At 70.6% G+C, this 12,246-nt stretch carries 12 protein-coding genes; 7 read left to right on the plus strand and 5 right to left on the minus strand.

Features of this window, described 5'->3' with window-relative positions; all coding sequences use genetic code 11:
- Positions 1 to 72 precede the first annotated feature (72 nt).
- From CA983_RS11985 to CA983_RS12000, 4 genes are read left to right on the plus strand one after another with little or no spacing between them, the layout of a single operon-like run.
- Entirely contained in the window at positions 73 to 1,230 is a 1,158-nt protein-coding gene (locus tag CA983_RS11985) for a phytanoyl-CoA dioxygenase family protein (RefSeq protein ID WP_086600876.1), read from the plus strand.
- A gap of 17 nt (positions 1,231 to 1,247) precedes the next feature.
- Positions 1,248 to 2,024 carry an SDR family oxidoreductase gene (locus CA983_RS11990; RefSeq protein WP_086600877.1) on the plus strand — a complete coding sequence of 259 codons (777 nt, stop codon included), beginning with the start codon at positions 1,248 to 1,250 and terminating at the stop codon, positions 2,022 to 2,024.
- A 47-nt stretch (positions 2,025 to 2,071) separates the two neighbouring features.
- Positions 2,072 to 3,076, plus strand: a complete 1,005-nt coding sequence (locus CA983_RS11995) for a Gfo/Idh/MocA family protein (protein WP_086600878.1) — start codon at positions 2,072 to 2,074, stop codon at positions 3,074 to 3,076.
- Positions 3,073 to 4,089: a Gfo/Idh/MocA family protein gene (locus CA983_RS12000; protein ID WP_086600879.1), complete on the plus strand. Its 1,017-nt coding sequence runs from the start codon at positions 3,073 to 3,075 to the stop codon at positions 4,087 to 4,089. Before CA983_RS11995 ends, CA983_RS12000 begins: the two co-directional genes overlap by 4 nt.
- 49 nt (positions 4,090 to 4,138) lie before the next feature.
- On the opposite strand, the gene CA983_RS12005 is transcribed toward CA983_RS12000, so the two are convergent.
- From CA983_RS12005 to CA983_RS12025, 5 genes are read right to left on the minus strand one after another with little or no spacing between them, the layout of a single operon-like run.
- Positions 4,139 to 5,158, minus strand: coding sequence for a Gfo/Idh/MocA family protein (locus CA983_RS12005; protein ID WP_086600880.1), 1,020 nt, complete (start codon positions 5,156 to 5,158; stop codon positions 4,139 to 4,141).
- Between the two features lie 18 nt (positions 5,159 to 5,176).
- Positions 5,177 to 6,079 carry a sugar phosphate isomerase/epimerase family protein gene (locus CA983_RS12010; RefSeq protein WP_086600881.1) on the minus strand — a complete coding sequence of 301 codons (903 nt, stop codon included), beginning with the start codon at positions 6,077 to 6,079 and terminating at the stop codon, positions 5,177 to 5,179.
- A gap of 1 nt (position 6,080) precedes the next feature.
- Positions 6,081 to 6,992 carry an ATP-binding cassette domain-containing protein gene (locus CA983_RS12015; RefSeq protein ID WP_086600882.1) on the minus strand — a complete coding sequence of 304 codons (912 nt, stop codon included), beginning with the start codon at positions 6,990 to 6,992 and terminating at the stop codon, positions 6,081 to 6,083.
- A gap of 5 nt (positions 6,993 to 6,997) precedes the next feature.
- A complete protein-coding gene (locus tag CA983_RS12020; RefSeq protein WP_167407358.1) occupies positions 6,998 to 8,074 on the minus strand; it encodes an ABC transporter permease in 1,077 nt (358 codons plus the stop codon).
- Positions 8,074 to 9,093, minus strand: coding sequence for a sugar ABC transporter substrate-binding protein (locus CA983_RS12025; RefSeq protein ID WP_086600884.1), 1,020 nt, complete (start codon positions 9,091 to 9,093; stop codon positions 8,074 to 8,076). Before CA983_RS12025 ends, CA983_RS12020 begins: the two co-directional genes overlap by 1 nt.
- A gap of 322 nt (positions 9,094 to 9,415) precedes the next feature.
- On the opposite strand from CA983_RS12025, the gene iolC reads away from it, so the two are divergent.
- The 3 genes from iolC to iolB form a co-directional block, all read left to right on the plus strand.
- Positions 9,416 to 10,393, plus strand: a complete 978-nt coding sequence (gene iolC, locus CA983_RS12030) for a 5-dehydro-2-deoxygluconokinase (RefSeq protein ID WP_086600885.1) — start codon at positions 9,416 to 9,418, stop codon at positions 10,391 to 10,393.
- A gap of 12 nt (positions 10,394 to 10,405) precedes the next feature.
- Entirely contained in the window at positions 10,406 to 11,284 is an 879-nt protein-coding gene (locus tag CA983_RS12035) for a Cgl0159 family (beta/alpha)8-fold protein (protein WP_086600886.1), read from the plus strand.
- Positions 11,285 to 11,374: 90 nt separating this feature from the next.
- Positions 11,375 to 12,246, plus strand: an 872-nt coding sequence (gene iolB, locus CA983_RS12040) for a 5-deoxy-glucuronate isomerase (protein WP_086600887.1), incomplete at its 3' end; no start/stop codon positions are given.

A 12,246-nucleotide genomic window follows, 5' to 3' on the forward strand; every position in this document is an offset into this window, starting at 1 on the left:
CTGGTTGTTCGAGGGGTTTGTACTGACAAGAATGACAGGGCTGCGTCGCTCCATGACCCCGAAGGGACGACGATGTCCTTCACTTCCGTACACCCCCGTGTCTGGCTGTCCGAGCAGGACTGCGATCTCGACGCGTTCCGCGCGCTGGTCGAGCGGGCGACGGACCCCGCCGACTATCCGCACGCCTCGGCCGTGGAGCGGAACGTGCCGGTCTACGACGCCGGTCTGCTCGAGGGCGACCGGGTGGTCCAGGCCGAGCTGGTGCGCGCGCTCGCCGAGGGGCCCGGCATCGTCGTCTTCCGCGGTGCCTTTCCCGACCCGGAGACCGTGGACCGGGCCACCGCCGTGTTCGACGCCCTGATCGCCGAGCAGCGCGCCTCGGGCGCGACGGCCGGCGACCACTTCGCCAAGCCGGGCGCCAACGACCGGGTGTGGAACGCGCTGGAGAAGGCGGCCCTGTACGACGCGGAGGTGTTCGCCGACTACTACGCCAACGACGTCCTCGCCCTCGTGGCGACGGCCTGGCTGGGCCCCGGCTACCAGGTCACCTCACAGCTCAACGTGGTCAACCCGGGCGGCGCCGCCCAGACCGCGCACCGCGACTACCATCTGGGCTTCCTGTCCGACGAGGTCGCCGCCGCCTATCCCGGGCACGTGCACCGCCTCTCCCCCGTGCTGACCCTCCAGGGCGCGGTGGCGCACTGCGACATGCCGGTGGAGTCCGGGCCGACGATGTACCTGCCGCACTCGCAGAAGTACGAGCCGGGCTACCTCGCCTGGCGGCGCCCGGAGTTCCGGGCGTACTTCGAGGCGCACCAGGTGCAGCTGCCGCTCGCGAAGGGCGACGCGGTCTTCTTCAACCCGGCCCTGTTCCACGCCGCCGGCACCAACCGCTCGGCGGACATCCGGCGCATGGCCAACCTGTTGCAGGTGTCCTCCGCGTTCGGGCGCGCGATGGAGACGGTGGACCGGGAGGCCGTGGCGAACGCGGTGTACCCCGTGCTGCTGAAGCGGAAGGCCGAGGGCGCGAGCGACGCGTGGCTGGCCAATGTCATCGCGGCGAGCGCCGAGGGCTACCCCTTCCCCACCAACCTCGACAGCGACCCGCCGGTCGACGGTCTGGCCCCGCCCTCGCAGGCGGACGTCGTACGGCGGGCGCTGCGCGAGGAATGGACACCGGAAGCGCTCCGTGCGGAGCTGCGGGCCGGTACCGAACGGCGAGAGAGCTGAGAGAGCTGAGGGACTTCGTGGGACTTCTCGACGACAAGGTCGTCCTGGTCAACGGCGGCAGCCAGGGTGTCGGCGCCGCCATCGCGCGGGCCGCGGTCCGCGAGGGGGCGGTCGTGGCCGTCACCGGTCGGCGCCCCGGGCCCGGCGAGGCCCTGGTGGCGGAGCTGACCGCCGCGGGCGGCAAGGCCCTGTACGTCCGGGCCGACCTGTCGGACGCCGGGCAGGCGCAGGCCTCCGTGGCCCGGGTCGTGGAGGCGTACGGCCGCGTCGACTGCCTCGTGAACTCCGCCGGGCTGACGTCCCGGGGGACGCTGCTGGACACCACGCCCGAGCTGTTCGACCAGCACATCGCGATCAACCTCAAGGGGCCGTTCTTCGCCATGCAGGCGGCCGTCGCGGACATGGTCGCGCGACAGGCGCCCGGCACGATCGTCAACATCATCACCTCGTCGGCGCACGGCGGGCAGCCGTTCCTGGCGCCGTACGTCGCCGCCAAGGCGGGCCTGATCGGCCTGACCCGCAACGCCGCGCACGCGCACCGGTGGGACCGGGTCCGGATCAACGGGCTGAACATCGGCTGGACGGCGACCGAGGGCGAGGACGCCACGCAGAAGACTTTCCACGGGGCCGGGGACGACTGGCGCGCGGAGGCTGCCGCGAAGCTGCCGATGGGCAAGTTGGGCCAGCCGGATGAGATCGCCGACTTTGTTGTGTTCCTGCTGTCGGAGCGGTCCGGGGTGGTCACCGGGTCGATCATCGATTGGGATCAGAACGTGCTGGGCGGACTCGACTGACCCCCTCTCCCCCTTGCAAGACCCGCACTCTAGGAGCGAACACCCCCATGCGTATCGGAATCCTCGGCCTCGGCCGCATCGGCGCCTTTCACGCCGAGACCCTGTCCGGGCTCGACGCCGTCGAGTCCCTCGTCGTCACCGATCCGTTCGCGGACGCCGCCAAGGCCGCCGCCGAGCGGTTCGGAGCCGACGTCGTGGACTCGCCGGAGGCCCTGCTGGCCGCCGGCGTGGACGGCATCGTCGTCGCGGCCGCGACGGACGCCCACCCCGCGCTGATCCTCGCCGGGGTCGAGGCCGGCATCCCCGTCTTCTGCGAGAAGCCCGTGGCCAAGACCATGAGCGAGGGCGTCGAGGTGCTGAAGGCCGTCCAGGGCAAGGACGTGCCGATCCAGATCGGCTACAACCGCCGCTTCGACACCGGTTTCGTCAACGCCCGCGCCGCCGTGCAGGGCGGCGAGCTCGGCACGCTGCACACGGTCCGCTCGACCACGCTCGACCCGGCGCCCCCGCCCGCCGCGTACATCGCCGCCTCCGGCGGCATCTTCCGCGACTGCTCGGTGCACGACTTCGACATCATCCGCTGGGTGACCGGCCGTGAGGTGACCGAGGTGTACGCCGTGGGCGGCAACCGCGGTGCCGACTTCATCAAGGAGGCCGGTGACGCCGACACCACCGGCGCGATCCTCACCCTGGACGACGGCACCATCGCGGTGGTCTCCAACTCCCGCCACAACGCCCGCGGTTACGACGTCCGCATGGAGATCCACGGCTTCACGGACTCCATCGCCGTCGGCCTGGAGGACAAGCTGCCGCTGCGCTCCGTCGAGCCGGGCGTGACCTTCCCGGCGGGCACCCCGCACGACTTCTTCATGGACCGCTTCACCGAGGCCTACCGCGCCGAACTGACCGCGTTCACCGAGGTCGTCGCCGGCACCCGCCCCTCCCCCTGCACGATCGAGGACGCCCTGGAGGCGGGCTGGATCGCCGAGGCGTGCACACTGTCGCTGCACGAGCACCGCCCCGTGACGATCCAGGAGGTACGGCAGGCATGAGCGAGAAGGGCCGGGAACCCCTGCGCATAGGTGTGCTGGGAGCCGCGCGGATCACCGGGCGCTCCCTGATCGACCCGGCCCGGGCGACCGGCCACCGCCTCGTCGCGGTGGCCGCCCGCGACCGCGCCCGAGCCGAGGCGTTCGCCGCCGAGCACGGCGTGGAGCGGGTGGCGGGTTCGTACGCCGAGCTGGTGGCCGATCCGGAGGTCGACGTCGTCTACAACCCGCTCGCCAACGGCCTGCACGGCCCGTGGAACCTGGCCGCCCTCGCGGCCGGCAAGCACGTGCTGTCGGAGAAGCCGTCGGCGAGCAACGCCGGGGAGGCGGCCGAGGTCCGGGAGGCGGCCGCCAAGGCGGGGACTGTCTTCATGGAGGCCTTCCACTACCTCTTCCACCCGGTCACCCGCCGCCTGCACGAGCTGCTGGACTCGGGTGAACTCGGCGAACTGCGGCACGTCGAGGCGATGGTCGCCATCGCCGCCCCGCCGGACACCGACCCGCGCTGGTCCCTGCCGCTGGCCGGCGGCGCCCTGATGGACCTCGGCTGCTACAGCCTGCACGCCCTGCGCATGCTCGCCCCCTGGGCGGGCGGCCCGCCCCGCCTGGCCGGGGCCCGGGGCGGGGAGCGCGCGGGCGCGCCCGGGGTCGACGAGTGGCTGGACGCCGACCTGGAGTTCCCCGGCGGCGCGACCGGCTCGGCGCGCTGCCACATGGCGTACGACGGGCTGGAGATGAGCATCCGGATCACCGGTTCCCGGGGCGAGGCGACGGCCCCGAACTTCGTGCTTCCCCAGATGGACGACCGGATCGTGGTGCGCACTCCGGAGGGCGAGCGCACGGAGCACCTCGGGACGCGCTCGTCGTACACGTACCAGTTGGAGGCGTTCGCCGCCCGGGTCCGGGACGGTGCGACGCTGCCGCTGGACGCGGACGACGCGGTGACGACGATGGCGCTCGTCGACGACTGCTACCGCGGGGCCGGGTTCGAGCCCCGGCCGCGTACCCGGGTCTGACAGCATCGAAGCCGTGCCGCCTCACGGCAGCACGGCTTCAGCACATGGCTCACGCGTACGGCGCGGGCCTCTCGACCAGTTCGACCTCGACCCGGCCGCCGTCCTCCAGCGCCCGTACCCCCGCCTCGCACACCGCGGCGGCGGCGTAGCCGTCCCAGACGCTCGGGCCGGTGACCTCGCCCCGGCGGGTGGCGTCGACCCAGGTCTGGATCTGACGGTCGTAGGCCGTCTCGAAGCGTTCGGTCCAGTCCTGGGCGATGGTGCCGCCCCAGCGGCCGGCCATGTTGGTGACCAGGGCGTGGCCGTCGCCGATGCGGGCGGTGCCGCGTTCGCAGACCACCTCGGCCTGCACCTGGTAGCCGAAGCCGCAGTTGACGAAGATCTCCACGTCGGAGAGGGCCCCGCCGTCGGTCTCGAAGACGACGAACTGCGGATCGCGCAGTCCGTCGGGGGCGTTGGCGGACGGGGCCGGGCGCAGCACCGTGACCGCCGTGATCTCGTGCCCCAGCAGCCAGCGGGTCACGTCCGCCTCGTGGGCGACGGAGTCGCTGATGAGCATGGAGCTGGTGAAGAAGGGCGGGCTGGCCACGTTGCGGTGCCGGTTGTGGAGCATCAGCGGGCGGCCCAGCTGGCCGGTTGCCAGCAGGGCCTTCAGCTTCGCGTACTCGGGGTCGTAGCGGCGCATGAAGCCGACCTGGACACGGCGGTGGCCGAGGCGCAGTTCGGCTTCGAGGACGCGCAGGGCGGAGGCCGCGTCGGGGGTGAGCGGCTTCTCGCACAGGACGGGCAGGTCGCGCTCGAAGGCCGCGAGCAGCGTGGCCTCGTGGGCCGGGCCCGGGGAGGCGATCAGGACGGCGTCGACGTCGGCGGCCGCCAGCGCGGCGGCCGGGTCGGTGTGGGCGGTACAGCCGTCGACGCGGGCGGCGACGGCCTTCGCCCGCTCCGCGTCGACGTCCGCGACGGCCACCACCCGTGCTCCACTGGTGACTTCGTGGAGGCGGCGCACATGGTCGGCGCCCATTCTTCCGGTACCGATGACCGCGACTCCCAGGGTGGCGCGCTCAGTCATGGCCGTCCTTTCGGATCGTCAGGCGCCGCAGGACCTCAGGAACTTGCGGGTGCGCACCGCGATCGGCAGCGGCTTGTCCGGCTCGCAGGGGTACATGTCCTGCTCGACGATGGCGAACAGGTCCACGCCCAGCTTCTGGGCGGCCGTGAGCACCGGACCCAGCTCGGGTACACCGGCGGGCGGTTCGCACATGACTCCGCGCGCCACGGCGGGGCCGAACGGGACCTCGTTCTTGACGACGTCGGCGAGGATCTCCGGGTCGACCTGCTTGAGGTGGAGGTACCCGATGCGCTCGCCGTACGTCTCGATCAGCTTGACGCTGTCGCCGCCGCAGTAGGCGTAGTGCCCGGTGTCCAGGCAGAGGTTGACCGCGCCGGAGTCGGTGGAGTCGAGGAACTGCTCGACGTGCTCCTCGGTGTCGATGTGGGTGTCGGCGTGCGGGTGGACGACGATGTCCAGGCCGTACGTGTCCTTCACCTCACGGCCGAGGCGCTCCATGCCCGTGGTGAGGTTGCGCCACTGCTCGGTGGTGAGCTCCGGGGGTTCCAGGATCTCGGCGGTCTTGTCGTCCCGCCAGAAGGACGGGATGACCACCAGGTGCTTGGCGTCCATGGCCTGCGTGAGAGCGGCGACCCGGCTGACCTGCTCCCAGGTGGAGTCCCACTCGGACGGGCCGCGGTGCAGGCCGCAGAAGATCGTGCCGGCGGAGACCTTCAGGTTCCGCTTGGTCACCTCGTCGGTGAGCCGGGCCGGGTCGGTCGGCAGGTAGCCGTAGGGGCCGAGTTCTATCCAGGAGTAGCCGGCTTCGGCGACCTCGTCGAGGAAGCGTTCCCAGGGCACCTGCTGGGGGTCGTCGGGGAACCAGACGCCCCAGGAGTCGGGGGCGGAGCCGACCCGGATGCGGTCGAGCGCGAGGGCCATGTCAGGACTTTCCTTCCGAAGACGTGGCTACGGGGGCGGAGAGGTCTCCCTCTTCGGGGAGCTCCTCGACGTCGACGCCGCGAACCTGGGCCAGCTCGTGCTTGAGGGAGGCCAGTTCGGTGCCGCCGGCCATGTGGTTGGTCAGCTCCTCGAGGCTGACCTCGCTGCGGGAGGCGGACAGTTCCATGGTGCCCAGGCGCAGCACGCTGAAGTGGTCGCCGACCATGTAGGCGTGGTGCGGGTTGTGGGTGATGAAGATGACGCCCAGGCCCTTCTCGCGGGCGGCGGCGATGTACTTCAGCACCACACCGGACTGCTTGACGCCGAGGGCGGCGGTCGGCTCGTCCAGGATGAGGACGCGGGCGCCGAAGTAGACGGCGCGGGCGATCGCGACACACTGGCGCTGGCCGCCGGAGAGCGTGCCGATGGGCTGCTCCATGTCGTCGAGGACGATGCCCATGTTGCGCAGTTCCTCGTCGGCGGTCTTCTTCATCCTCTCGATGTCGAGACGGCGGACGGGCCAGGGGCCCTTGGTCATCTCGGAGCCGAGGAAGAAGTTGCGCCACACCGGCATCAGCGGGACGACGGCGAGGTCCTGGTACACCGTGGCGATGCCCTTGTCGAGGGCCTCGCGCGGGGTGGAGAAGCGCACCGGTTCGCCGTCGACGAGGAACTCGCCCTCGGTGTGCTGGTGCAGACCCGAGATGATCTTGATGAGGGTGGACTTGCCGGCGCCGTTGTCGCCGAGGACGCAGGTGACCTGGTTGGAGAAGACCTTCAGGTCGACGCCGTGCAGGGCGCGGATGTTGCCGTAGGACTTGCCGGCGCCGCGGAGCTCGACGAGGGGTCGGTCCGTCGCGGGCGGCGTGTCCTGCAGGACGGCCCCGTGGGTGCCGGTTTCGTTGCTGGTCATTGCGGTCACCTCCGGGTCGCCGTGCGCTGGACCCACAGATTGATGAGGACGGCGCCGAGGAGCATCACGCCGAGGAAGGCCTTGAACCAGTCCGGGTTCCAGCCGGCGTAGACGATGCCCTGCTGCACCATGCCGAACATGAAGGCGCCGAAGACCGGGCCGATCGCGGAGCCGTAGCCGCCGGTCAGCAGGCAGCCGCCGATGACGGCCGCGGCGATGTAGATGAGCTCCTGGCCCACGCCCTCGCCGGACTGCACGGTGTTGAACGAGAACAGCTGGTGCATGCCGACGAACCAGGCGCCGAAGCCGACCAGCATGAACAGGGAGATCTTGGTGAAGGTCACCGGGACACCGACGGCCCGGGCGGAGTGCTTGTTGCCGCCGACCGCGAAGATCCAGTTGCCGTACTTGGTGCGCAGCAGCACCCAGGTGGCCAGGGCAGCGAAGACCAGCCACCACACCACGGTGATCTTGACGTTGACCCCGCCGACGGTGAACGTCGAGGCGAAGAGCTTCTGCGCCTGGGTGAAGCCGTCCATGTCGCTGATGTCGTCGGTGGCGACGTTGCCGGTGACCAGCTTGGTCACGGCGAGGTTCACGCCCTGGAGGATCAGGAAGGTACCCAGGGTGACCAGGAAGCTGGGCAGTCCGGTCTTGACCAGCAGCCAGCCGTTGAACGCCCCGATGGCGAGCGACACCAGGAGGGCGACGATCACGCCGACCCAGACGTTCATGGTCAGCTGGTAGCTGAGCATCGACGCGGTGAGCGCCGAGGTGACCACGGCGACACCGGCCGACAGGTCGAACTCGCCGCCGATCATCAGCAGGGCCACGGGCAGTGCCATGATCCCGATGGTCGACGACTGGTACAGGATGTTGGCCATCGAGCTGCCGTCGCGCACCGGCGGCGCGGCGAACAGGAAGAACACGAGCACGGCGACGGCGCCGAGGAAGACGCCGACCTCGGGCCGGGCCAGCAGCCGCAGCGCCATCGGGCGCTGCCGTGTCCGGCCGTCGGACTGCTTGGGGCCTGGGGCCGGCGGTGTGTCCACCGCCGGCGTGGCCTGCTGGGTCATGCTCATCACCGGGTGCCCTTCGCGGCGAACTCCCCGATCTTGTCGACGTTGGACTTGTCGACGAAGGCCGGACCGGTCAGCACGGGCTGCTCGCCGCCGCCGCTGTAGTTGCCGTTGTTCTTGTAGAGCCACAGGCCGTCGACGGCCAGGTAGCCCTGCAGGTAGGGCTGCTGGTCGACGGCGAACTGGATGTCGCCGGCCTTGATGGACTTGATCAGGTCCTTGTTGAGGTCGAAGGTGGCGATCTTCGCCTTGCTGCCGGCGTCCGAGACCGACTGCACCGCGGTCAGCGCGAAGGGGGCGCCGAGGGTGACGACGTAGTCGATGGAGGGGTCCTGCTTCAGCTTGGCGGTGATCGTCGACTTCACGGAGGGCATGTCGGTGCCGTTGACGTTCTGCGGGTCGACCTTGCCCTCGAAGGTCTTCGCCACGCCGTCGCAGCGCTGCGTCAGGCCGACGTTGCCCTGCTCCTGCATGACGCAGAGGACCTTCTTGGCGCCGACCTCGTTCAGCTTCTTGCCGAAGGCCTCGCCGGCGACGGACTCGTCCTGGCCGAAGAACTCCAGCAGGTTGAGCTTCTTCCAGTCGCTCAGGCCGGAGTTGAGGCCGACGACGGGTATGCCGGCCTTCTCGGCCTTGCCGATGACGCCCTTGAGGGCGTCGGGCTTGGCGAGGGTGACGGCGATGCCGTCGACCTTCTGGTCGATCGCGTTCTGGACCAGGTTGGCCTGGTTGCCCGCGTTCGGGTCGGCGGAGTAGACGAGCTTGATGTTGTCCTTGGCGGCGGCGGCCTCGGCACCCTTGCGCACGGTGTCCCAGAAGGTGTCACCGGGTGCCTGGTGGGTGACCAGGGCGACGGTCATGGGCGGCGTGGTCGCCTTGCCGGCGGAGGCGTTCGCGGCGCCTTCCTCCGACTTCTTGCCCCCGGAACTGCTGGAACAGCCGGCGAGGGTCAGGGCCGCCGCCGCGGCAACGGCCACAACCGGCACGATCCTGCGGGAGCGGGGGTGAGAAGAGCGGTCCATCTTTCCTGGCACCTCACTGTGCTGCTGCTGGGGAAAGGAAGGGGATCACGAGGGATCCGTGGTCCCGGAGCCTTACGGAGTCCGGATCATGATGCCGCAAACAGACTGTTGCGATGCCACGGGATCCAAGTCCTTGCCGCGCCCGCTGTCAATACTTTGTTAAGACATCATTTCACAAGCAGGTCCGAATGTAAGTACAAACTATTGACAGGGCCCTGCCCCGGCACCTACACCTGTTAAGCGGCAGGTCCCAGGTCACCCACGCCCCACGGTGTCAGGACGGCCCCGGACCCGCATCCCCAGCTTCCCGAGGAGGTCGCGCATGGCCGAGCCAGCCCAGTATTTCGACTTGATCACGATGGGCCGCATCGGGGTCGACCTCTATCCCCTCCAGACCGGCGTCCCGCTGCCCCAGGTGGAGACGTTCGGGAAATTCCTGGGAGGTTCGGCGGCCAATGTGGCGGTCGCCGCGGCGCGCCTCGGACGCCGTACGGCGGTCATCACCCGGACCGGCGACGACCCCTTCGGCACCTACCTGCACGAGGAGCTGAAGTCCTTCGGCGTCGACGACCGCTGGGTCACCCCGGTCGACGCCTACCCGACGCCGATCACGTTCTGCGAGATCTTCCCGCCGGACGACTTCCCGCTGTACTTCTACCGCCGCCCCAAGGCCCCTGACCTGGAGATCCACACCGACGAGCTGGACTTCTTCGCGATCCGCGGGGCCCGGATCTTCTGGATCACCGGGACCGGTCTGAGCGAGGAGCCGAGCCGCTCCGCCACGCTCGCCGCCCTCAAGGCCCGCGACAAGGCCGGCATCACCGTCTTCGACCTCGACTGGCGCCCGATGTTCTGGTCCGACCCCGAGGAGGCCCGCCCGTACTACCGCGAGGCGCTGCGCCACGCCACCGTCGCGGTCGGCAACCTCGACGAGTGCGAGATCGCCACCGGCGTGCGCGAGCCGCAGGCCTGCGCCGACGCGCTGCTGGAGGCGGGTGTGGAGCTGGCCGTCGTCAAGCAGGGCCCCAAGGGTGTGCTGGCCGTGCACCGTGACGGCAGCAGGGCCGAGGTGCCGCCGGTGCCGGTCGAGGTGGTCAACGGCCTGGGTGCGGGCGACGCCTTCGGCGGCTCCCTGTGCCACGGCCTGCTCGCCGGCTGGGACCTGGAGAAGACCATGCGGCACGCCAACGCCGCCGGCGCCCTCGTCGCCGCACGCCTCGCCTGCTCGTCCGCGATGCCCGCCGAGTCCGAGATCGAGGACCTCCTCGCCGGGGTGTCGTCGCCGAGCACGAGCCACTGAACGGAGCCTGAATTGAACATCGGCATCCCCGACCTCACCACGGTCAGGGCCCGCAACCCCGAGGCCGTCGCCGAGGCGGCGGCCCGCCGGGTGCGCCGACCGCTGATCGGCGACAGCGGCCGGCTGATGATCGTGGCCGCCGACCACCCGGCGCGCGGCGCCCTCGGGGTCGGCGACCGGCGCCTGGCCATGGCCAACCGCGCGGACCTGCTGGAACGGCTGTGCACCGCGCTGTCCCGGCCCGGCGTCGACGGGGTGCTCGCCACCGCCGACATCCTGGAGGACCTGCTCCTGCTCGGGGTGCTGGAGAACAAGGTCGTCATGGGCTCGATGAACCGTGGTGGCCTCGCCGGCGCCACGTTCGAGATGGACGACCGTTTCACCGGCCACCGCGCCGAGGACATCGCCCGGCTCCGCTTCGACGCGGGCAAGCTCCTGGTCCGCATCGACTATGACGACCCGGGCTCGCTCACCACCCTGGAGTCCACCGCGCGGGCGATCGACGCCATGGCGGCGATGCAACTCCCCCTGTTCGTCGAGCCGTTCATCTCCCGGCGGGTCGACGGCAAGGTGCGCAACGACCTGTCCGCCGAGGCCGTCACCCGGTCCATCGCGATCTCCTCGGGACTGGGCGGCACCTCCGCCTACACCTGGCTGAAGCTGCCCGTCACCGACGACCCGGACGACATGGCCCAGGTGCTGGAGACCTCCACGCTCCCCGTCGTGCTGCTCGGCGGCGAGGTCGGCGGCGACCAGGAGGGCGCGTACGAGCGCTGGCGCAAGGCCCTGCGCCTGCCTACCGTGCAGGGCCTGGTCGTCGGGCGCTCGCTGCTGTACCCGGCCGAGGGCAGCGTGGAACAGGCGGTGGACACGGCCGTCGGTCTGCTGTGAATCGGTCTGCTGTGCATCAGTCTGCTGTGCATCGCTCTGTTGTGAATCGGTCTGCTGTGAGTCGCTCTGCTGTGATCCGAAAGGCACACGATGACGTATCACCTTCCCGCGGGTAAGGCCCTCGGCGGCCCCTACATCGTCGACGTCACGCCCGAGAAGGCCGGCTGGGGCCACTCCAGCCTGCGGGTCCTGGAGCTGCCTCCGGGCGGCACACACTCCTTCGAGGCCGGCGACAGCGAGTGGATCGTCGTCCCGCTCGCCGGCGGCTGCACGGTCGCCGCGACGGACGACTTCGGCCAGGAGACCTTCGAGCTGCGGGGCCGCCGGGACGTCTTCAGCGGCGTCAGCGACTTCGCGTACGTGCCGCGCGACGCCCGGGCGACCGTGACGTCCGCCGCCGGCGGCCGGTTCGCGCTGACCGGCGCGCGCTGCACCCGCCGGCTGCCCGCCCGCTACGGCCCGGCCTCCGAGGTGCCCGTGGAGCTGCGGGGCACCGGGAACTGCTCCCGGCAGGTCAACAACTTCGGCGCGGCCGGGGTCTTCGAGTGCGACAAGCTCATCGCGGTCGAGGTGATCACCCCGGGCGGCAACTGGTCGTCGTTCCCGCCGCACAAGCACGACGAGCACCGGCCGGGCGAGGAGTCCGTGCTGGAGGAGATCTACTACTTCGAGTTCGCCGGCCACGGCGGCATCCCCGGCCTCGGCTACCAGCGCGTCTCCCCGTCCGGACCGGGCCGCGACACCGACGTGCTCGCGGAGGTCCGCGACGGCGACGTCGTCCTCATCCCGGACGGCTGGCACGGGCCGTCGATGGCCACGCCCGGCCACCACATGTACTACCTCAACGTCATGGCGGGCCCGGAGGCCGAGCGCGCCTGGCTGATCTGCGACCACCCCGACCACGCCTGGGTCCGCGACACCTGGCCGGACCAGCCGGTCGACCCCCGACTCCCCCTCTACAC

Source organism: Streptomyces swartbergensis, assembly GCF_002148965.1.
Taxonomy (GTDB): Bacteria; Actinomycetota; Actinomycetes; order Streptomycetales; family Streptomycetaceae; genus Streptomyces; species Streptomyces swartbergensis.